This is a genomic window from Plesiocystis pacifica SIR-1 (genome assembly GCF_000170895.1).
Lineage (GTDB): Bacteria > Myxococcota_A > Polyangia > Nannocystales > Nannocystaceae > Plesiocystis > Plesiocystis pacifica.
In genome coordinates, this window is record NZ_ABCS01000005.1 from 94,172 (window position 1) to 114,710 (window position 20,539).

Consider the following 20,539-nt stretch of genomic DNA (forward strand, 5'->3'; position numbering starts at 1 on the left):
CCCGCGCGCGCAGAGGGTCGGCCAGAACGAGCCCTGTCCGTCCCTCTGTCTATTTTAGCCGTCGTGGACGACGCCACGCCCTCCCTGCCCCACGTCCACGACTCAGAGGGTCGGCCAAAACGAGTTTGGCCACCCCTCTGTCTATTTTAGCCGTCGTGGACGACGCCACGCCCTCCCTGCCCCACGTCCACGACTCAATCACCGTGGGCCTCCGAGTCGAGATCGATGGCCGGCAAGGTCAGGTGAAAAGTCGTGCCGACCCCGAGCTCGCTGTCGACGCTCAGCGCCCCCCCGTGCTCGACCGCGATGCCGTGGGACACCGCCAGGCCCAGGCCCGTGCCCTGGTCCCGACCCTTGGTGGTGAAGAAGGGATCGAAGATCTGCGCCTTGATCGCGTCGGGGATGCCGGTGCCGCAATCCTCGACGCTGACTCGCACCCAGCGCCCTGACCCTGAGCCAGGCCCCGAACCAGATGTTTGGGCGGCCCCCTCGGCACCGCCCTCGTCCAGCGCGCCTTCGAAGGAGCGCGCGCGCAGCAAAATGCGCTTGCAGTCCGGGTCCACGTCGCGCTGCCCGGCGTAGCGAGCGTTGACCGCGTCGCGGGCGTTGGTCACCAGGTTCATGATGATCTGGCGGATCTGCTGGGGGCGACAGGACACCGGCGGCAGACCAGGCTCGATCTCGACCTCGAGGTGGATCGTCTCCTTGCGCAGCACCGCCCGGGCCAGAGACAAGGTCGCGTCGATGACCTCGCGCAGGTCGACGATCTCGCGCCTCGAGTCGACCTCCTGGCGCGAGAAGGTCAAGAGGTTGCGCACGATGCCCGTGACCCGGTCGGCCTCGAGCCGGATCTCGCCGGCGAACTCGTCGATGAGCTCGTCGCGGCTATGCCGGCTGATGATCAGCTCGGCGTAGTTCATGATCCCCTGGACGGGGTTGTTGATCTCGTGGGCCACGCCGCTGGCGAGGGTGCCGATGGACTCGAGGCGCTGCTGCTGGCGGACCGTGGCCTCGAGCTTCTTGCGCGCGCTGATGTCCGTGGCGATGGCGAGGAGCTGGTCCCGCTGCTCCCCGACCGCGACCACGCGGACCATCATGGCGCGCTGCGCCTCATGGTTGGCCAGGCCTTCCCGCGGGCGCACGTGGACCTCGAGCTCGGCCTGCTCCCGCTCCCCGCCCGCGACCTCGACGACGGCCGCTGCCCACGCCTCGCGCGAGTCCTCGTCGAACAGCGCGCCCATGGACTGGCCGACGAAGCGCTCCTCCTGGCCGCTGAGCCCGAAGGGCTCGAGGTGGTTGAGGAAGATCAGCCGGCCCTCGTCGTCGAGCAAGGTGATCACGTCGGGCACGCCGGAGACCAGCGAGCGCCACTGCTCGCGGCTGGTCTGGAGCGCGTCGTAGAGCCGGGCGTTGTCGAGGGCGCTGGCCGCCTGGGCCGTGAGCGCGCGCAGGACCTCGAGGCGGTCGGCGGTGAACACCTGGGCCAGGAGGCGGTTCTCGAGCAAGAGCGCGCCGACCCGGCTGCTCTGCTTGACGATCGGCATGCACAGCAGCGAGCGCACGCCCTCGCCGGCGATGAAGGTGTCGCCGGCGAAGCGGCTGTCGGTGCTGGCGTCGTCGAGGACCAGGGGCACCCCGGTGCGCAGGACGTAGTGGACCGCGGCCAGGGGCAGGCGACGGGTCACGGCCTCGTCGTCGATCGACAGGCCCTCGCCGTAGACCCGCACGCCCTCCTCGTCGCCCTCGGCGACCACGCCCAGGCCGCCCTCGCCCTCGAGCAGCAGGGCCCCGCGCTCGGCCCCGGCGCTGGCCAGGGCGCTGGTCAGCACCCGGCCCATGACCTCCTCGAGGTCGAGCTCCTCGCTGATCAGCTGCACGGTGGAGAGCACGGCCTGCATGTCCATGGACGCGACCTCTTCGTGCTCCGAGGCCAGGCCCAGGGAGCTGGTCATCGCCCGGGAGCCGCCGACGATCGAGGTGGTCAGCTCCTCGTCGGAGAGCACGGCGAGGCGCTCGACGACCGCGACCGCGCCCCACTGCCGAAACACCCGCTGGGCCGCGGCCATGGCCCCCTCGCCGGCGACCTGACGGCGCAGGCGGAAGGCCTCGCTGGCCAGGCGCAGGCAGGCCATGCCCTCGCCCAGGCGGGCCCCGGCCTCGCGCGCCTTGGCCCGGGCCCGCTCGTAGTGGAGCATCGCGCGCTCGCCCTTGCCCCGCGCCCGGGCGCGCTCGGCCAGGACCAGCTCGTGCATGTAGCCGAAGTTCTCCGGGCAGCCCTTGGCCCAGCGAGCCGTGACCCGCTCGTAGCGGCGCATCCGGGCCAGGACCCCGCGGTCGCGGGCCCGCCGGTGCTCGATGTACTCGCCCTCGATGACCGCGGCGACCATGGCGAAGCGCGGGGCGTGCCAGGAGCCGAACAGCTGGTCCTCGAACACCTCGAGGTAGGGCTCGATGGCCTGCAGCGCCGCCTTCCAGTCGCCGCACAGCCACGCCCACAGCCCGCGGTACAGGCCCGCCGGGATCGCGAGGATCGGGGTGTCGCCGATCGCCGCCGTGGCCTCGGCGCTGACCAGCTCGGGTCGGGTCGAGGGCCCGCCGGTGTGGACCAGGCGCTCGGCGAAGCGCAGCGAGGCCTGGACGCCGAGCACCATGTCCGGCCGCCCCCAGCGCTCGAGCTCCGTGGCCCAGCCCCGGACCACGGTCACGAGCTCGTCGAGGTGGCCGTAGATCTCGAGCAGCTGCCCCGAGCTCAGGGCCATGGAGTAGCCCGCGGTCTCGAACTCGCCGAGCTCGAGGAGCTCGCCGATGAGCCGCGGCAGGGCCCGGCTCGCCCCGACCCAGGCGCGGCTGCGCGGCCACACGAAGTTGTGGATGCCCGGGAGGATGCGCGCCCGGGCGGCGGCCATCAGCGGGCGCTCGCACATCACGATGGCCTGGTCGGCCAGGCGCGAGGCCTGCTCGGGCTTGGCGAAGGCCGCCCCGCCGGCGATCGCGATGTCGCGCAGGCTCTGGGGCGCGCAGGGGTGCACGCCCTTGGCCGTCAGCCAGGCCTCGAAGCCGCACAGCACCCCGTAGAGGTTGAGGTCGAACAGGAGGGCCCCGTTCTTGAGGGCCTGGGAGATGCTCACGGCCGCGCGCATGCGGGTGTCGTCGAGCTCGGGCAGCGCGGCCCAGCCCTCGGCGCTCCGGTTCACGCACGCGCGCCAGCCCCGGGCGACCCAAAAGGCGACCCGCCCCCGACCCGGCTTGGCGGACAGGGCGAAGCCGCAGCGCTCGAGCCCGGCCAGGCCCGCGCTCATGGCCTGCTCGACGCGGTCGTTGAGCAGCAGGATCCGGACCCGTCGCGCGACCACGTCCCCGAACTCGGCGAGGTTGAGGGCCCACCCCTGGAGCTCGCCGAAGGCCTCCTCGGCCTCGTGGCGCGCCCCCGTCAGCTCGAGGGCCTGGGCCCGGCCGTAGGCCGCGGTGAACACCAGCTCGTCGTAGCGCCCGCCCTCGGCGGCGGCGCGCAGGGGCTCGACGAGCAGCTCGCAGGCCAGGGTGAAGTAGCGCTGGGCCGTCGACCAGGCCCCGTTGTCGAGGGCCCGCTGACCCGCGAGCGCGGCGTACTCGGCGAGGCTGTGGGCGCCCTGGTCGAGGCCCTCGAGGCTCGCCGGGCGCCCGGCCTCGAGCTGATCGACGATCTCGTAGATGTGCACCTCGAGCTGCGCCCCGGCGTGGCGCTCGAGCCACAGCAGGCCCGTGAGCGCGTGGACCTGGGCCCGGGCCTTGGCCGAGACCATGCCGCTGCCGAGCTCGACGATGTGCCCGTGGACGAAGCGGTGCTGGGCCCCGCGCAGGTCGATGACCCCCTCGCGCTCGAGGCCGTCGAGGGCCCGCGACACGCCCTGGTCGTCGATGCCGAACACCTCGGCGCACGCCCGCGCCAGGGTCTCGAGGTCGAAGCTGTGGCCGATGCTCGCGGCGACGCCGAGGACCCGCTGGGTCGACTCGTCGAGGGCGTCGAGCTTGTCCGTGACCACGGACAGGAGGTCGTCGGGGACGCCCGCGTCGGCCAGGGCGTCGAGGCGCCAGTGCCAGCCGTCGGGGCGGGACTCGAGCAGGCCGCGGCTGGCCAGGTGGAGCAGGAACTGCCCGACGAGCTGGGGGTTGCCGCCGGTCTTGCGCGCGACGAAGTCCGCGAGGTTGTCGACCGCGGCCTCGCCGGGCCCGGGCCGCCCCGCTCGCCGACCCGCGACCGCCTCCTTCGAGCGCCCGAGGGTGTCCATGAGCATCTCGACCAGATCGCCGCGCTCGAGGGGCTCGAGCTCGAGGCGGCGGATCGGGAGCTCCCCGAGCTCGTTGAGGCTGTCGAACACGGCGAGCACGCCCGCGCGCCCGGACTCGTCCGAGGACGACCACAGCTGCTCGACCATGCTCGCCCCCGGGCTGGTGTCCTGGCCGTCGTCGCCGACGGTGACGATCACCGTGAACGGCGTGCCCTCGTCGAGCACCAGCGCCGTGAGCAGCTCGATGCTGTCGGCCCGCGCCCACTGCAGGTCCTCGAGCACGAGCAGCATGGGGTGGCTGGCCGCGAACACGTCGATGAGCCGGCGAAAGGCGAGCAGCGCCCGGTTGCGGGCCTCGCCCGGGGGCAGGGCCGCGGGCGTCTGGGTCTCGCCCAGGATCAGGCTCAGGCGAGGCAGCAGCGCGCACACGACCCCGGCGACGGAGCCCAGGCCCTCGCGCAGCCGCGTCCGCCAGTCCTCGAGCTCGTCCTCGCCCTGCAAGAGCAGCTGCTCGAGCAGACCGTCGAGGGCCTGGACGAAGCCCGCGTAGGGCGTGTCGCCGCTGCCCTCGTAGCCGCCGTGGGCCACGCGCAGCGTCGCGGCCCGCCGCCCCTTCGACGCGACCATGCCGTCGAGGCGCTCGACCAGCGCCGTCTTGCCCGAGCCCGAGCTGCCCTCGAGCACGACCAGCGCGCGCCCGCCCGTGGCCAGGCGCGCGTCCGACTTGCGCCCGCGCCAGCGCAGCAGCACCCCCGAGATCTCGGCGTCGAGGGCCGCGAGCTGGAAGTCCCGACCGTACAGGCGCGTGGGCAGGCGCAGCTGGGTCGTGTGGTCCTCCCGGCCGAGCCGAAAGTTGCGCTCGCCCGCGGCCAGGCGGCGCAGATCGGCGAGCAGGCCCGAGGCGGTCTGGTAGCGATCCTCCGGCGACTTCTCGAGCAGCCGCATGATCACCGCCGAGAGGGTCTCGGGCACCCCGGGGCGGATCGCGTCCAGGGGCCGGGGCCGCCGGGCGATGTGGGCGTGGACCAGCTCGAGGGCGCCCTGGGCCTCGAAGGGCGGGCGGCCGCCGAGGAGCTCGTAGAAGCTCGCGCCGAGGGAGTAGAGGTCGCTGCGCGCGTCGACCTCCCAGCCCGTGCGCCCGGTCTGCTCCGGGGACACATAGGGCAGGGTGCCCTCGAAGATCTCGCGCTCGTGGAAGCGGTGGCGGCGATCCTCGAGCAGCACGGAGATGCCAAAGTCGACCAGGCAGGCCCGGCCGGTCGCGGCCTCGACCACGATGTTGCTCGGCTTGATGTCGCGGTGGACGACGCCGCGGGCGTGGACCTCGACCAGGGTCTCGACGATGCCCACGGCCAGACCCAGGAACACCTCGACATCGAGAGGCTGGCCCTCGCCGAAGCGATCGAGGGCCGTGCCCTCGACGTGGTCGAGCAAGAGCACCAGGTGGTCTCCGACGCGCTCGACGGTCAGCGCCCGCACGACGTTGTCGACGTCGAGGGCCTGGAGCAGGCGGACCTCGTGGTGGACCCGGGCCGCCGCGCCCTGGCTGGTCACGGGGAACACCTTGGCGAGGACCCGGCGACCATCTCGCTCTCGCTGCGCCTCGTATACACGGGCGGAGCCCGAACGCCGCAGGAGTCTGCGCGTCGTGTAGCCGGCCAGGGGGAGGTTCACGCGCTCGGCGAGCATAAGCGCCGCGGTGGATCGAATCGAGGGTTTGGAGCGAGTTTTATCCCACGCGTTCGACCCCGCGAGCTCCACCCCGAGTCGAACGCTCGGGTTCGCGCCAGCGGGTCGACGAGCGAGAGCCCCGCCGTGACGCCCGGGTCAGCTCGCGCTGGCTCCGCTGCGTGAGCGAGACCCCGGCGGACCCGCCAGGTGTGGGCGCCCGTCCGGTCCGCGATGGAGGTGCCGGCGCGCCTCGTCCAACCATGCGATCGCCGCTTTCGTGGCCCGCTCCAGGCTCCACCCCTCGGCCAGGCCGCACGCCAGCGCCGTCGCCAGGGCGCAGCCCGTCCCCCGCGGATCGGGCCCCTCGACGCGCGGTCGGAGATAGCTGCGCGCGCGCCCGTCGGGGAGCACGAGGCGATCGCAGACCCGACCCGCGCCCGCCCCCTCGACGGCCTTGTCGAGCCACGCGACCCCGGCCGCGCGCACGCTCGCCTCGTGCCCGGCGAACAGCCCCCGCTCATCGCGGTTGGGGGTGCACAGATCGCTGGCGAGGATCAACGCCAACGCGGAGGTCGGTGAGGCCCCGAGCGAGCCGCCGTCGCTGGCCCTGGCGACGGGATCGAGGACCACTCGCGGCCGGGTCGGGCTCCCCAGGGCGCGCAGTCGAGTCAACAGGTCGAGGACCGCCCCGGCCGCGGCCTCCGGGACCATCCCGATCTTCACCGCCGCGATCGCGCCGCCCTCGGCCAGGGCGCCCACCCGGTCCAGCTCTGCGCGCACAGTCGCGAGCGGCGGGACCCAGGCCCGCGCCGGCCGGCCGCGGCCCTGGTCCGTCAGCGCGGTCGCCACCGCCACCACCGGCCGCGTCGGGGCCACGCGCTGGGCGGTCCAAGAGTCGCGCAGCAGCCCGGCGCCGCCCGTCGGATCCAAGCCGCCGATGACCACCAGCGATGGCTGCGTCAGCGGAGCACCTCGACGCCCGTGATGCGATCGCCAGGCAGCAGCGCGTCAACCACGGCGAGCTCGGCCGGGTCGCGGATCTGGCCGATGATCGTGTAGCGCCCGTCGAGGTGGGGCTGCGGGGTGTGGGTCACGAAGAACTGCGAGCCCCCGGTGTCCTTGCCGGCCAGGGCCATGCCCACGGTCCCTCGCACGTAGCGCAGGTTCGACCACTCGCAGGGCACCAGGTAGCCCGGCCCGCCGTAGCCGTCGCCCCGCGGGTCCCCGCCCTGGACGACGAAGCCCGGGACGACGCGGTGGAAGCCCAGGCCCTCGTAAAAGCCCGCCTGGGCCAGGGCCGCGAGGTTGGCCTGGTTGATGGGCGAGGCGACGCCGGAGAAGTCGATGGTGAACGCGCCCGCGCTGGTCGTGACCCGCAGCCCCTTGGCCCCGGTGTCCTCGGCGAGCAGCGCCTCGAGGTCGGCGGCCAGGCGCTCGCCGAAGATCGGCGCCCCCGAGGGGCCTCGGGCTTCGAGCTCATCGAAGGCGCGGACCAGATCGTCGTGGCCGAGCAGGGCCTCCCGGGCCCGGCGACGCACGGCGACGGAGGGGTCGGAGGCCAGGGGCACCACGGTCCGGGCCAGCCACGGGCTCTCGCCGACCTCCGCCCCGGGTACGCCCTCGGGGGTGACCACGGACACGGCGCTGCGCGCCAGGGTCCCGAGGGCCTCGACCGCCGCCAGCCGGGCCTCGAGGCTGCCCGCGCCCCGCCGCTCGCGGATCAGGTCTTCGAGGAGCGGCACGACCTCGAGGTCACGCTTGCTCGCGTCCACCGAGCGCACCGCGATGGCCGTGGTCGCGGCCGCCAGCACCCCCGGATCGTCGCGGGTCAGCGCGGCCCGGAGCACGGGCAGGACCGCCGGGTCGTCGACCTCGGCCAGGGCCGCCAGGGCCGGCGTCGCCCGGGCCGCGTCCTGGTCCCGCGCCATCGTCAGCAAGCTGGCCATGTGCGCGCGCCGGGCCGCCTCGACGCTGCGGTCCTCCGTCGCGCCCTCGCCCGCCCCGATCAGCGCCGCGCCCTCCTCGACCGCCGCCGTGCCCAGGTTGTCTCGGGTGCGCCCCTCGGCGCCCGTCGCCGGCGTCGCCCGCAGCAGCGCCTCGACCTCGAGGTTCGCCAGCCAGTTCGCGGGCAGGGGATCGATCGCCGGCGCCCCGGCCTGGGCCTCGCAGCCGCGCAGATCCTCGGGCTTGCCCGTGCGGATCACCTGGAGCAGGCGCAGCTCGCAGCTCCCGAGGGCCGCGAGCTTGCGCAGGCGCGGGTCGTCGCTGCGCCGCCCCTCGCCCAGGCGCTGACCGATGCCCGTGAGCTCCGCGTCCGTCGACCGGGCGTCCCCCGCGATGCCCCCGCGCATGCTCTGCAGCGCCGCCAGCAGCACGTGCTGCCGCGGCCCGGCGAAATTCTCGAGCGGGATCCCGCGCAGGCGCTCGCGGATCCGCTGGCGCCCCGCCTCGCTGGCCCCGAGGGCCCGCGCCGCCTCGACCTCCACGGTCCAGGCCAGGGACGGGCGCGCGGCCAGGACCGCCTGGGGGATCGGATCGGGCAGCTCGCCGATCGCCGCGAACACGCGCCACGCCAGCCGGGCCAGGGTCGGCTCCTCGACCGCCGCCGCGTCGCGGACGAAGGGCTCGAGGCGCTTGGCCAGCGCCAGGCTCTCCCGGGACTCCGCCAGCAGCTCGCCCGAGCTCCGCGCGCAGCGGCTCAGGGCGTAGAGCGAGCCCTCGGCGACCTCGCGCGCGTCGGACTCGAGGGCGTCGGTCAGCGTTCGGGCCAGCTCCGCCTCGATCACGAAGCCGCGCGAGCACATCACCCCGACCGCGCGCGTCGCCAGCTCCCACCGGCCGCGCAGCGTCGCCCCGTCCTCGCCCGCCCGGGCCGCCTCGAGCCCAGCCAGCTCCACGCCCATGCGCTCGATCGACCGCCCCCCGCCGACCCGCGCGATCGCCAGGGCCAGCGCGCCGAGGTTCGCCAGGTCGTGGGGGTCGGTGACGGCGTAGCGCGTCCACAGGCCGTCCTCGAGCTGGCGCCAGCGCGGGTCGAGACCCTCCGCGCCGGGATCCGGCGGGCTGCCCGGCTCGCTCGCCGGCACATCCAGCAAGGCCGCCGCCGCCAGGGCCTGCGCGTCCGCGGCGTCGAGCTCCGCGAGGGCCCGGTCGAGGGCCTCACCCCCGCCGATCCGCGCCACGGACCACAGCGCCCGGTCCCGCTCCAGCCCGCGCGCCTCGCCGTCCAGGACCGCCTCGAGCTCGCCCTCGACGCTCCCGCGCTCCAGCTCCGCCTTCAACGCGAGCTCGGGCGCCGGCCCGCTCGGCGTCGGCGTCCCCCAGCTGCGCGCCGGATCGTGCTCCCGAGCGGCCCCCAGGCCCTCGGCCGTCTCCGCCCTGGGCAGCGCATCCGCCCCGCCCGAGCGCGACGGCCCCCCGCCGCAGCCAGGCGCCGCCGCCAGGAGCACGCCCAGCGACACACCCAGCCACGCACGTGCTCCCGCCTTCGCCCCGGTCACTCGGCGAGCCTATCAGCTCTGTCCACCTGCGCAGGTCCCACGCTCCTCCCCCACCAACCCGGCAGACCCGCCCCCGGTCCCGCTACACTCCTCCCCATGGCCAAGGACTTCACCGGCACCGTTCGACACAACGACCTCGAAGGCGGCTTCCTCGAGCTGCACACCGACGGCGGCGAGGTCTACCGCCTCAGCGGCCCCGCAGCAGACCAAGCCAAGGCCGGCCAACGCGTCCGCGTCCAGGGCCGCGTCGAGCGCGGAGGCTTTGGGATCCACATGTCCGGGCCGGCCCTCGTGGCTGAAAAGGTCGAAGTGCTCTAGACCCTGAGCGGCTCCCGGGTGGGCCTCGACGACAACCGTGAGTCGAGTCTCAAACTAATTTCGGGGGTGCTCTTGATCCCGGAGGGATTCCCAACTAATTTCCTCCGCCCAGCCGCGAGGGTGGCGGAATTGGTAGACGCGCACGGTTCAGGTCCGTGTGTCTTCGGACGTGGGGGTTCAAGTCCCTTTCCTCGCACTCAGAGACCTTCGAGTTTGACTCGAAGGTCTCTTTCTTTTGTGCGGGGTTTGCGGGGGGTCCCTGCGACGAGCATCGAGCCGCCTACAGCCTTGGAAGAGCAGTTCGTCGTGGCTCGGCTCGAGCGCAGGAGTGGGGAGGGCGCCCGCCGAATAGGCCGCGGTGCACCGTCGGAACCAACCAAGCGCCGCACACCCCCGAGAAACCCCCACGAGAACGAATCGACCCGCACTGCAACAGCAGCGCGGGCCAACCGTCTCCGCCCGAACCCGGGCAGAAACTCAAACTAGCTCACGAACGCCCGATTTGGCGTCCAGAGCACGCGAGTCCGCGTCGGCTCGGTGACCGACACCGCCCGCCGCCCATCGCTGGGTGCCGCCGCCGGCCGCTGCATCTCCACCGCCATGACCCGCTCCGCGGCCGCGATCACCTTCTTGGGCGACACCACGATGTGGTGCTCGAGGTTCACGTTCTGCGGAATGCCCGGGACGTTGTCCTGGCCGAGCACCCGGGTCACCACGGAGCTCCCCTCCATGGCCTCGATCACGTGCCCCTGGATCTCCCGCCCGAGGCTCGAGAACACCCGGTCCTCGTGGACCACGAGCAGCCGCCCGGTCTTGCGCACCGAGGCCATGACCGTGTCCATGTCCGGCGGCACGATGGTCCGCATGTCGATCATCTCGACGTCGACGCCCCGCTCGCTGAGGGTCTGGATCGCCTCTTGAACGAAGAGGGTGCAGCGCCCCCAGGTCACGACGGTCAGGTCGCTGCCCTCGCGGCGCACCGCCGCCTTGCCCAAGGGCACGCGGAAGTCCTTGGGCAGGTCGGGGATCATCCCCTGCATGCCGATCGCCCGCTTCATCCGCTTGATCTCCTGCGGGTCCTGGGGCTCGTCCGGGAAGGCGTCGCCGAGGGCCATGCGGTACAGGCCCTTGGACTCGAGGATGACCACCGGGCCGTCGTACTCGGCCGCCGAGCGCAGCAGGCCGTAGAAGTCCCGGGAGGTCGTCGGCGCGAGGATGGTCAGGCCCGGGATGGCGGCGTAGAAGCCCTCCATGCACATCGAGTGGTAGACCGAGCCGCCGTGCAGGGGCTCGACGGGCAGGCGCACGATGACGTTGGCCTTGACCGTGCCGTTGCTGGTCCACAGCAGGTTGCCCAGGTGCACCAGCCAGTGCAGGGTGTTGAGGCTGTAGTCCGAGAACTGGATCTCGGGCAGGGCCGTGGCGCCCTCGTGCATGGCGTAGCCCACCGCCGTGCCGAGGATCAGCGGCTCGTTGATGGGCGCGTCGCGGACCTGGCTGGGGAAGCGCTCCCACAGGCCCTTGGTCGCCTGCATCACGCCGCCGCGCTCGGCCACGTCCTGGCCGTAGATCCACGCCATCGGGTTGCTCTCGAGGATGTCGCGCATCGCCGCTCGGATCGCGCCGTTGAGCGAGATGATGGTCTGGCGGCCGATCGGCGCGTGCTCGGTGGACACCGGGTAGGGCGTGCGGATGTGCTCGAACACCGACTCGTAGGTCGGCTCGGGCTCCCCGTCGACGATGCGCATGGTCTCGACGATGTAGTCGTCGCACTCCTTGCCCACGCGCCCGAGGGTGTGGCGCTTGAAGTACTCGCCGCGGGGCTCGTCGTTGCGCCGGATGATGTCCTCGGGCTCGAGGATGCCGCGCTCGACGAGGGCCTCGCCGAAGTCGGTGAGCACGTCGTGGGCGTCGAAGTCGAAGTTGTAGACGCCGGCGTTGGAGTGGCCGTTGAGGCGCGAGAGGTTTTGGATCCAAAACAGCGCCGGGCGCTGGTTGTCGCGGCAGTAGGTCGCGGCGCGCTTGGTCGTCTCGTAGATGTCGATGAAGTCGTTGCCGTCGGCGGTGAAGTACTCGAAGCCGAAGGCCTTGGCGTAGGCCTCGATGTCGCGGATGCCCCGGCCGTCCTCGGGGGTCACGCTGATCGCCACGTTGTTGTCGGTGATGATGATCAGCGAGGGCGTGCTGAGGATCGACGCGCCGGTCATGCCCTCGTGCAGGTCGCTCTCCGCCATCGTCCCGTCACCGATGATGGTCACGGTCAGGCCGTCGTCGTGGCCCTTCTTGCGGAAGCCGTGGGCGTAGCCCACGCCCTTGCCCAGCTGCATCCCGAGCGAGCTCTGGGCCGGCAGGATGTTCATGTCCGGGGAGTTGAAGTGGGCGGTCATCTGCCGCCCGCCGCTCCACGGGTCCGTGGCCCGGGACATCTGCTGGCGCATGTGATCGAGGTGGAAGTCCGAGTAGCCGCGCAGCCGCACCCACATCGAGAACAAGCCCGCCGAGCGGTAGTGGCCGGCCATGGCGAAGGCCTCGGGGTTGACGACCTCGCTGTAGGCGATGGCCTGGGCCGCGCCGTGCAGCTCCTCGCCGGGACCCCAGATCGCGAACTTGATGTTGCCCTTGGAGCACTCCTGGACCACGCGCTCGACGTGGCAGCGGGCCATGCACATCTCCCGGTAGGCCAGGCGCAGGAGGTCGGGGGTCAGCGTGGGATGCTCGTCGAGCCGCGTCAGCGGATACTTTGGGGCCATGTTCACCTCGCCCGCGCGCTCACCACGAGCACGCCTGGGCGGGTGGAAAGTAAGCGATCGTCGGAGGGCGGTAAACCGCGCCCCAGGTGGGGCTACACCCGCTTGGGAGGGCGTGAGGCAAGTCCGCGAAGAGGTGTTCGCAGACTCTCTCGCGCCCTCTGCTCTCGAAACTCGCGCGCCCCCTTCAGGGGGCGACCGCATGCGCCCTAACCGAACATCCAGCTCAGCGCGCGGGCGAGCCACATGTCGGGATGTCGCGCGCCGACGTGCACGCCCCAGGCGAACAGCAGCCCGAGCAGGGAGCCCGGGATGATCACCCAGCCGAGCAACCAGCGCATGCGCTTGGACTCGCCCTTCACGCCGCGCTGGGCGTTTCGCTCGGCGGCCTTCTCGATCAACCGCTCACTCGCAAACTGGCTCATCCCTCACCTCCGTCGTCTTGTCCGTGCGCTTCGGGCTCGCTGCCTTCGCCCCCGCCCTCGCCCGCACTCGGTGGCGCGGCGGGGTCGAGCTTCGCGTCATCCTCGCTGCCGATCTCCGCGCACCCCACGGGGCACGCGGGCGCCTCGAAGGTGCGCGCCTTGTTGGCCACGATCGTCGAGCGGTTGTCGGCGTCGAGCCACGGCGCCCCCGAGTCTGGCGCGTCCGCGCCCAGGGCCATGAAGCTCCCGCGCGTCCACGCGGACGAGCTCGCGTCGGTCAGCACCACGGCCCCAAAGGCGACGCCCACGGCCCGGAGCAGGCCCGTGTAGTAGCGGTGCGGATCGCTCAGGTCCGCGAACACCAGGCCCTCGGCGCCCTCGAGCTGGAGGTCTTCGGGGCGGTCGCGGGCCACGAGCCCGATGACCAGCTCGGCGCCCTCGCGGTTGCGCGCGCGCAGGTCCTCCGCGAGCGCCGACAGCTCGCCGCCCTCGGCCTCGCTCCACAGGCCCACGCCGTAGAGCTCGAGCTTCATGCCCGCGATGGACTCGTAGCTGCGGCTCGCCCCGTCCATGAGCCAGGTGACGTAGGCCAGCCAGTCTTCCTGGGTCAGGCGGATCGCCGGGTCGACGAGGACCTTGACGCGGACGGTCCGCGGCTTGCCCATGCTCGCGTCGAAGGGCGCCGTGGTCACGGTGGGCAGCGGGGGGCGCTGGTCGTCGACTTGGGCCTCGACGGCTTCCGGCTCGAGCTCCGGCGTCGGCTCGGTGTTCGGCTCTGGCTTCGCCTCGGGCTTGGGCTCTGCTTTCGTCTCGGGCTTCGTCTCCGCCTTCGCGTCTGGCTTCGCCTCTGGTTTGGTCTCGGCCTTCGCGTCCGGCTTCGCCTCGCCCTCTGGCTTCGCCTCGCCTTCCTCGCCCTCCGCCTCCGCCGGGTCGACGTAGCCCTCGGGCGGGTCGATGCCGAGGCGAGACTCGAGGCTGACGATCGACCCCGAGTTCTGCACGCCGACGAACACCCCGGCGCTGAAGATCCCCCCCAACACCGCGACCGGCGTCCCGAGCAGCAAGATCAGCTTGCCCGCGGCGAGGAGCTTGCGATTCCCCGACTCCTTCTCGCTCGACTCTTCGCTCATGAGCGCTGCGAACTATAGCGCGGGAACAGCGGCGAGGCAGGTGGCGAGTGTGTCGCCTCGCCCCTGCCCGCCGTGTGAGGTCGACGGATCAGGCGGCCTTGGAGTCTGAAACCGGACCGAGCTCCAGCTTGTCCACGGTTTTGGGCTTCAGGGCCTCGACCAGCTCCCGGCAGCGCTCGGGCTCGGCGCGCAGGCTCTCGAGCACCCGCGCCCGACCTTGACCCAGGCGCTGGTCCCCGAACGAGAACCAGCTCCCGGCCTTGGTGACCACGCCCGCCTCGAGGGCGCGGTCGAGGACCTCGGCCTCGCGGTCGATGCCGCGGCCGAAGGCGATCTCGAACTCGGCCCGGGCGAAGGGCGGGGCGCACTTGTTCTTGACCACCTTGACCCGGGTGCGCGAGCCGACCGCCCGATCGCCGTCCTTGAGCGTGGCGATGCGCCGGATGTCGAGGCGCACGCTCGCGTAGTACTTGAGCGCGTTGCCCCCGGTGGTCACCTCGGGGCTGCCGAAGCTGACCCCGATCTTGTGGCGCAGCTGGTTGATGAACACCATCAGCGTGTTGGTCTGGGCCGCGACCCCCGACAGCTTGCGCATGGCCTGGCTCATCAGCCGCGCCTGCAGGCCGACGTGGTGGTCGCCCATGTCGCCCTCGAGCTCGGCCTTGGGGATCAGCGCGGCCACGGAGTCGATCACGATCAGCCCCACGGCGCCGGTGCGCGCCAGCGAGTCGGCGATCTCCAGGGCCTGCTCCCCGCAGTCGGGCTGGCTGACGAGCAGCTCGTCCGGGTCGACCCCGAGGGCCTGGGCGTACTGCACGTCGAGGGCGTGCTCGGCGTCGAGGAAGGCGCACACCAGCCCGCGGCGCTGGGCCTCGGCGATGAGGTGCAAGGTCAGCGTGGTCTTGCCCGAGGACTCGGGCCCGTAGATCTCCACGATGCGACCCAGGGGCAGCCCGCCGATGCCCAGGGCTTCGTCGAGGGCCAGGGAGCCCGTGGGGACGGCGTCGTAGCGCGGACCCTCGCCGGTGTCCCCACCCAGCGCCATGATCGCGCCCTTGCCAAAGCGGTCGCAGATGCTGGCGACGGTCTTGCGGACGGTCTGACGCAGGGGCGACTCGCCCGGCGCTGCCGGGGTCTTGCTCGCGGTGGATTTGGTGCTTCGTTTGGACGGCTTGTTGCTTGCCATGCCCTCGTCCAGAGCGAGTTTCGGGCCAAGCTCGAAAGCGCGTGATCTTGGGGACTTGGGGCCGCGAGCCGTACACCCACCGGCCCACGGCCGGGCCGCGCGACCCGTACGCGGGCCACCCCGCGGGCGCCGGCGTTTGGCATCATGGACGCCCTGGACATGAACTCGAACTCCGACCCGCTGACCATCCGCGTCCCCGAGGGCCACATGTGGCACGGGCAGGGGCGCCACGTCCTGATGCTCGCGGGGCTCTTGCCCGGGGCCTACCTGCTCGCCGCGGCCTCCCTGGGCGAGGGGCAGCTCCTCGGGCTCTCGGACCGCGCCTGGCTCGCCCTCGCCCTCGGCGTCCCGATCCTCCAGCAGCTCGGCGTGGCCCTGCTGTGGCGGGCGCAGCTGTGTCACCAGCTGCTGACCCGGCTGTTCGGCGACGCGGGCTTCGTGGTCTGGGGCGTGCTCTTCCTCCCCTTGCTCCTCGCCCGACCCCTGGCAGTGCTCGGCCTCGGCCTGGCCGACCCGGGCGCGCTGCCGATCCCCCTGCCCGTCGCCGTCCTCGCTGGCGTGCTCTTGCTGATCCCAGCGTTGTGGACCATGTACTCGGTCAAGCGCTACTTCGGCTTCGCCCGGGCCCTCGGCGGCGACCACTTCTTCGAGCGCTACCGGACCATGCCCATGGTCCGCGAGGGGGCCTTCGCGCACAGCTCGAACGCGATGTACACCTTCGTACTCCTCGGCCTGTGGGGCATCGCGCTGCTGACCCGCTCCCCCGCTGCGCTCGCGGCCGCGCTGTTCCAGCACGCCTACATCTGGGTGCACTGGTACTGCATCGAGCAGCCCGACGGCGTCGTGCTCTACGGCCGCTCCCCCGACGAAGATTAGCGACCTGCGGCAGGCCCACGACGCTGAGCGTGCCCGGGAGACCGCGCCAACAGCTCCCGCAAGTGCTCGCGCGCCGCGGCCACGCTGCCCACCGGCGCCTCCTCCCAGCCAGGCCAGCCCTCGCCCACCCGAGCGCGAACCCGGGCGCGCAGGCCAGCCTCGGCTGGGGCCGCGCCCAGCTTCACCCGCAGCGCCGTCGCGATCACCAGCGCCCGCCCGGCCCACTCCGGCTCGCCCGCTGCCAGGCCCAACTCGGCGGCCAGCTCCGCGCACTCGGCCAGCCCGAGGCCGTCGTCCACGGCGACGAAGCCCGCGAACGCTGCCCGGAGCGCCTCGGTCGCGCGAGCGAGCTGGCCGAGCTCGACGGCCACGGCAGCCAGGCACAGCCGCGACCCTGCGACTCCCCACGCGTCGCCGAGGCGCTCCCGCGCGGCGAGGCTCTCTCGATACAGCAAACCCGCGCGCTCGAGCTCGCCGCGCACCCGGGCGAGGAGCGCGAGGTTGCCGAGGCTGCTGGCGATCCCGTGGAGGTCGTCGATGGACTGGCGCTCGAGCAGGGCCTGCTCGTGGCGGCGCTGGGCCTCGTCCAAGCTCCCGCGCCGGTACGCGACGACGCCCAGGTTGCTGGTCGCGTGGGCCCGGCCCCACGCGTCGCCCAGCGCCGCGTAGCGAGCCAGGGCGCGCTCGTGGTGCTGGCCTGCGGCGTGCAGTCGACCGCGCTCGCGGTCAACCATGCCCAGCCAATTCTCGGCATCGGCGACGCCGAGCGCTCCTCCCTCCACGCTCGCCAGGTGCTTGGCCCGCTCCAATCGCGCCGCGGCCCTCGGGTAGTCCGCGCGGGCATAATCGAGCTCTCCCCCAGCTTGAAGCGCGCCCCGAAGCGCTGGCACGGGGGACTCGCCCGCGGCCCGATCACAGGCGAGCGCAGCGTCCACGAGGGCCCGAAACTCGGTGCCGTGGCCACGAATCCACCACGCGCGAGCGCACGCCCCGATGATCCGCCACGCCGGCAGCCATCGCCCCTCGGCGACGCAGCGCTCGAGCGCGCTCGAACACCGCGGGCGACGCTGCTCGAGCCCCTCGAGTGATGCCAGCTGCTGCGCCGAGCTCCCCCGCAGACCGAGGGCGAGACCCTCGAGCCGCACGCACAGGTCGTCGAAGCCGTCCGGCGCCGCCACGCTCACAGTGTATTACAGACACCATCGCGCCGCCAGCCGCCCCGTCGAGGGGCTGTTAGGCTCCGGCCCATGAAGATCCAAGGCAAGGGCGCCCCCGATCCGCGTCGGGACCTGTTCGGCGGCCACGGCCGCGTGGACGTGTGGAACCTGCTGCGCCGGCAGGCCCCGCCCTTCGCCGCGGTGCTCGCCTGCGAGCTCGAGGCCGGGGGCCGGGTCGGTCGCCACGTGCAAGAGCACTACCCGGAGATCGTCGTCGGCATCGAGGGCCTGGGCGAGGCCGTCGTCGGCAAGCAGCAGCACGCGCTGCGCCCGGGGGACGTGGTCTACCTCGCCCTGGGCGAGACCCTCGAGCTGATCAACCACAGCGACGACGCGCCCTTGCAATACCTGATCATCAAGGCGGCCCTCCCCGTCGCGAGCGATGGCTGAGGCCGTCGACAGCGCCCGCGCCCGCCGGGTGTTCGCGGTCGTCTGCGTCGGCGTGCTGTTTGCGACCTCGACGTGGTTCTCGGGCACGGCCGCGGCCCGTCAGCTGGCGGCGCAGTGGAGCCTGAGCCCGGGCCAGAGCGCGGCCCTGACCTCGTCGACGCAGTGGGGCTTCATCGCCGGGACCTTGCTCTACAGCCTGACCAACCTCGCCGACCGCTTCGACGCCCGCGAGGTGTTCTTCGCCTCGGCCCTCGCCGGCGCCCTCGCCAACCTCGGCTTCGCGTGGCTCAGCTCGGGCCTGAGCGCGGCCTTGGTGTTTCGCTTTGCGACCGGCGTGACCCTGGCCGGGGTCTACCCCGTGGGCATGAAGCTGATCGCCGGCTGGTACCGCGAGGGCCTGGGCTGGCGCCTGGGGGTGATGGTCGGCTGCCTGACCCTGGGCACGGCCTTCCCCCACGGCGTGCTCGCCCTCGAGCTCGGCGGCAGCTTCGACTGGCGGACGCTGGCGACGACGGCCTCGGTGGCCAGCTGCGTCGGCGGCCTGGCCGTGCTCGCGTGGGGCCACGAGCGTCCGCGCCCGAGCACCGAGGGGGCCAAGGCCGGGGCCAAGCTCGACCTGCGCATGGTCGTCCGGGTGTTCCAGGACGCGCCCTTTCGCCGGGCCGCCCTCGGCTACTTCGGCCACATGTGGGAGCTCTACGCGTTCTGGTCGCTGGTCAGCTACTTCCTCGTCGCCCGCTCCCAGACCGAGTCCGGCGCGAGCCTCGAGCCGTGGATCCCCACCCTGGCCTTCGCCCTGGTCGCCGTCGGCTCCCTCGGCTGCGTCCTCGGCGGCCTGCTGTCCCGGCGCATCGGGGAGCGCCGCGTGGCCCTGCTCGCCCTCACCGGCAGCGGCCTGGCCTGCGCGAGCTCGGGCTGGGCCTTCGCCCTCCCGCCCGGCCTGCTCGTCGCCTTCCTCGGCGCCTGGGGCCTGCTCGTCGTCGCCGACTCCCCGCAGTTCTCGGCCCTCGCGGCCCGCCACGCCCCGCCGGACTACGTCGGCACGGCGCTGACGATCCAAAACGGCCTGGGCTACCTGCTGACCACGGTGTCGATCCAGCTGCTGCCGGCCCTGGCCGGGCACATCGGGTGGCGCTGGGCGTTCACGGTGCTGGCGATTGGCCCGGCCCTCGGGGTGTTGGCGACCGCCCGGCTGCCGGAAGACTGAGCATCCAAGCAAGGCCGCCTGACTCGCCGTGCCGGCCGGCACGGTGACCGGACTGCAAAGTATCGAACAAAACTCACCACCACCCACAAAACATTCAGCCACCGTGGACCTTTTTCATACCCATCACAATTCATGCGCATTAGGTCATCCGAGGGCACCGCATGACCTGAAAATAGTCATTGATCCATGCTGTTCTTTTAACGATTAATCACCTCATGAAGAAGGCACTGTTCTCCGCCCTTATGGCCTTTTTGACAGTCACCGCTTGCGCCGAAGAGGACTTTGAAGTGCTCGATGCAGGGGATACGGGCGCCGAAGGCCTGGACGAAGATACCTTCCGGTTCTGGACGGGCTGGACGTCCGAGGAAGACCCTCCGTCCGCTTGCCCCAACCGCTACGTCGCGCGTGGCGTGGACTGCAAGGGGAAGTACTGCGATGATCTGAAGATGGATTGTCACTACACCGGCCGGTGGCACGGCGACACGAGCTGGCTGCCCGCGATCTCCGAGGAGTCCCCCCAGAACGTCGCGTCCTGCACCGCATCGAACGAATGGATGACGGGCTTTAGCTGCAGCGGAAAATACTGCGACAACGTAAGCCTCCGATGCACGGAGCTCGCCAACACCAGCACGGGTTCGTGCACTTGGTCTGGCTGGTACTCCGAGGAGCAGGCTCCCTTCAACGCGCCCTCAGGGCGCTACATCAAAGGGATGCGTTGCAACGGAAAGTACTGTGACAACAAACAATACCGCCACTGTGTCATGAACTGAGACCAGAGACCTGCGTCCGCATGATCGCCAGCAGCGGGCGCTCCAGGTCCCGCGGACGCAGCGAGACCCGGGCGCACAGCCGCGGTCGCGCCCGGTCCTCGAAGCCGAGCAGCCGCAGCGGAGCCTCGCGCAGCTCGACCAAACGATCGCCAACCCCGAACACGCGCCCGCCGAGCAGCTCGCCCGCGCGGGTCTCCCGGCGCGCCTCCTCGACCTCGACCCAGCCCGCGCGCGCCCGCAACGGCGCGCAGGGTGGCGCTGGACGCCGGCCCTCCCCCAGGCCCGCCCCCCGAGCCATCAGGCACTCGCGCTCGAGGCCTGTGCCCCGCGCGAGATCCGGCCAGTCGAGCAGCAAGTGCCCGAGCTCGTGGGCGACGGCGCCGAGAGACGCGTCGGCTGGCAGCAGCGCGTAGCGATGGCAGGCGCCGCCCCCCTCGAGGCGTCGGCCGCCGCCGCGCAGGTGCCAGCAGTGCGGACGAAAGCCCCGCGGGGCGATCACCACGGGCGGCCTGCGCTCGGCCCCGAGCCTTCGACGCCCGTCGGCGCCGAGGGCCTCGACGACCGCCGCCGTCAGAGCCTGCGAGTTGTTCGGCCAGCGATCGAGGCCGCCCGCGCCGCGGTAGCGACCCACCTTGGCGATCCGTGGCCGCCCGAGGAGCTCGAAGCGCGGCGCGAAGCGTCCCTGGCTGTGCCCGGCGAACCACGGCCCGACCGCGTCCAAGGTGGCCTCGAGCGCGTCGACTTCGACCCCCGCGAGGGCGAAGTAGGGCACCCTCAGAGGGTCGGCCAAAACGAGTTTGGCGGACCCTCTGTCTACTTTAGCCGTCGTGGACG

General features: G+C 72.3%; 14 protein-coding genes and 1 tRNA gene. 6 read left to right on the plus strand and 9 right to left on the minus strand.

All coding sequences use genetic code 11. The annotated features are described in order from the left end of the window. Positions 1–194: 194 nt before the first annotated feature. From PPSIR1_RS04045 to PPSIR1_RS49955, 3 genes are all read right to left on the minus strand, one after another. Positions 195–5,942, minus strand: a complete 5,748-nt coding sequence (locus tag PPSIR1_RS04045; RefSeq protein WP_198154449.1) for a protein kinase domain-containing protein — start codon at positions 5,940–5,942, stop codon at positions 195–197. Between the two features lie 153 nt (positions 5,943–6,095). Beyond that, on the minus strand, positions 6,096–6,884 hold the full coding sequence (locus PPSIR1_RS04050; RefSeq protein ID WP_006969714.1) for a bifunctional hydroxymethylpyrimidine kinase/phosphomethylpyrimidine kinase: 789 nt from the start codon (positions 6,882–6,884) through the stop codon (positions 6,096–6,098). A gap of 14 nt (positions 6,885–6,898) precedes the next feature. Beyond that, complete coding sequence (locus PPSIR1_RS49955; RefSeq protein WP_232296429.1) at positions 6,899–9,439, minus strand: peptidylprolyl isomerase; 2,541 nt, start codon at positions 9,437–9,439, stop codon at positions 6,899–6,901. Between the two features lie 96 nt (positions 9,440–9,535). Here PPSIR1_RS49955 and PPSIR1_RS04060 point away from each other — a divergent pair, with 96 nt between their 5' ends. Next, the gene (locus tag PPSIR1_RS04060) at positions 9,536–9,757 is read left to right on the plus strand and encodes a DUF5818 domain-containing protein (RefSeq protein ID WP_006969716.1); all 222 of its coding nucleotides are present in this window, start codon (positions 9,536–9,538) and stop codon (positions 9,755–9,757) included. A gap of 114 nt (positions 9,758–9,871) precedes the next feature. Continuing rightward, positions 9,872–9,953: transfer RNA gene (locus PPSIR1_RS04065), tRNA-Leu, on the plus strand. 286 nt (positions 9,954–10,239) lie between these two features. On the opposite strand, the gene PPSIR1_RS04070 is transcribed toward PPSIR1_RS04065, so the two are convergent. The 4 genes from PPSIR1_RS04070 to recA form a co-directional block, all read right to left on the minus strand. Continuing rightward, positions 10,240–12,507, minus strand: coding sequence for a thiamine pyrophosphate-dependent enzyme (locus PPSIR1_RS04070; protein WP_232296431.1), 2,268 nt, complete (start codon positions 12,505–12,507; stop codon positions 10,240–10,242). Positions 12,508–12,713: 206 nt separating this feature from the next. Beyond that, positions 12,714–12,929, minus strand: coding sequence for a hypothetical protein (locus tag PPSIR1_RS04075; protein WP_157595178.1), 216 nt, complete (start codon positions 12,927–12,929; stop codon positions 12,714–12,716). Further along, on the minus strand, positions 12,926–14,059 hold the full coding sequence (locus PPSIR1_RS47340) for a hypothetical protein (RefSeq protein ID WP_006969719.1): 1,134 nt from the start codon (positions 14,057–14,059) through the stop codon (positions 12,926–12,928). Before PPSIR1_RS47340 ends, PPSIR1_RS04075 begins: the two co-directional genes overlap by 4 nt. Positions 14,060–14,147: 88 nt before the next feature. Continuing rightward, complete coding sequence (recA, locus tag PPSIR1_RS04085; RefSeq protein ID WP_006969720.1) at positions 14,148–15,245, minus strand: recombinase RecA; 1,098 nt, start codon at positions 15,243–15,245, stop codon at positions 14,148–14,150. Between the two features lie 144 nt (positions 15,246–15,389). Between recA and PPSIR1_RS04090 the strand changes: the two genes are divergently transcribed. Then, positions 15,390–16,121, plus strand: a complete 732-nt coding sequence (locus PPSIR1_RS04090) for a methyltransferase (protein ID WP_006969721.1) — start codon at positions 15,390–15,392, stop codon at positions 16,119–16,121. On the opposite strand, the gene PPSIR1_RS04095 is transcribed toward PPSIR1_RS04090, so the two are convergent. Further along, positions 16,118–17,299 (minus strand): tetratricopeptide repeat protein, encoded by a 1,182-nt coding sequence (locus tag PPSIR1_RS04095; protein WP_157595179.1) that lies wholly within the window; start codon positions 17,297–17,299, stop codon positions 16,118–16,120. The genes PPSIR1_RS04090 and PPSIR1_RS04095 overlap by 4 nt on opposite strands. Positions 17,300–17,368: 69 nt before the next feature. On the opposite strand from PPSIR1_RS04095, the gene PPSIR1_RS04100 reads away from it, so the two are divergent. From PPSIR1_RS04100 to PPSIR1_RS47345, 3 genes are all read left to right on the plus strand, one after another. After that, positions 17,369–17,728, plus strand: coding sequence for a cupin domain-containing protein (locus PPSIR1_RS04100; RefSeq protein WP_006969723.1), 360 nt, complete (start codon positions 17,369–17,371; stop codon positions 17,726–17,728). Continuing rightward, the gene (locus PPSIR1_RS04105; protein ID WP_006969724.1) at positions 17,721–18,935 is read left to right on the plus strand and encodes an MFS transporter; all 1,215 of its coding nucleotides are present in this window, start codon (positions 17,721–17,723) and stop codon (positions 18,933–18,935) included. The genes PPSIR1_RS04100 and PPSIR1_RS04105 overlap by 8 nt, the downstream gene beginning before the upstream one ends. A 215-nt stretch (positions 18,936–19,150) precedes the next feature. Further along, positions 19,151–19,705 carry a hypothetical protein gene (locus tag PPSIR1_RS47345; RefSeq protein ID WP_157595180.1) on the plus strand — a complete coding sequence of 185 codons (555 nt, stop codon included), beginning with the start codon at positions 19,151–19,153 and terminating at the stop codon, positions 19,703–19,705. On the opposite strand, the gene PPSIR1_RS04115 is transcribed toward PPSIR1_RS47345, so the two are convergent. Further along, positions 19,695–20,477, minus strand: a complete 783-nt coding sequence (locus PPSIR1_RS04115; protein ID WP_006969726.1) for a metallopeptidase domain-containing protein — start codon at positions 20,475–20,477, stop codon at positions 19,695–19,697. The genes PPSIR1_RS47345 and PPSIR1_RS04115 overlap by 11 nt on opposite strands. Positions 20,478–20,539 lie beyond the last annotated feature (62 nt).

Excerpts from the sequence above, each read along its gene's own strand:
- PPSIR1_RS04105 (WP_006969724.1), top strand. The coding sequence starts at position 17,721 with ATGGCTGAGGCCGTCGACAGCGCCCGCGCCCGCCGGGTGTTCGCGGTC.
- PPSIR1_RS04100 (WP_006969723.1), top strand. The coding sequence starts at position 17,369 with ATGAAGATCCAAGGCAAGGGCGCCCCCGATCCGCGTCGGGACCTGTTC.
- PPSIR1_RS04060 (WP_006969716.1), top strand. The coding sequence starts at position 9,536 with ATGGCCAAGGACTTCACCGGCACCGTTCGACACAACGACCTCGAAGGC.
- PPSIR1_RS47340 (WP_006969719.1), bottom strand. The coding sequence starts at position 14,059 with ATGAGCGAAGAGTCGAGCGAGAAGGAGTCGGGGAATCGCAAGCTCCTC.
- PPSIR1_RS04090 (WP_006969721.1), top strand. The coding sequence starts at position 15,390 with ATGGACGCCCTGGACATGAACTCGAACTCCGACCCGCTGACCATCCGC.
- PPSIR1_RS04075 (WP_157595178.1), bottom strand. The coding sequence starts at position 12,929 with ATGAGCCAGTTTGCGAGTGAGCGGTTGATCGAGAAGGCCGCCGAGCGA.
- PPSIR1_RS04070 (WP_232296431.1), bottom strand. The coding sequence starts at position 12,507 with ATGGCCCCAAAGTATCCGCTGACGCGGCTCGACGAGCATCCCACGCTG.
- PPSIR1_RS47345 (WP_157595180.1), top strand. The coding sequence starts at position 19,151 with ATGAAGAAGGCACTGTTCTCCGCCCTTATGGCCTTTTTGACAGTCACC.
- recA (WP_006969720.1), bottom strand. The coding sequence starts at position 15,245 with ATGGCAAGCAACAAGCCGTCCAAACGAAGCACCAAATCCACCGCGAGC.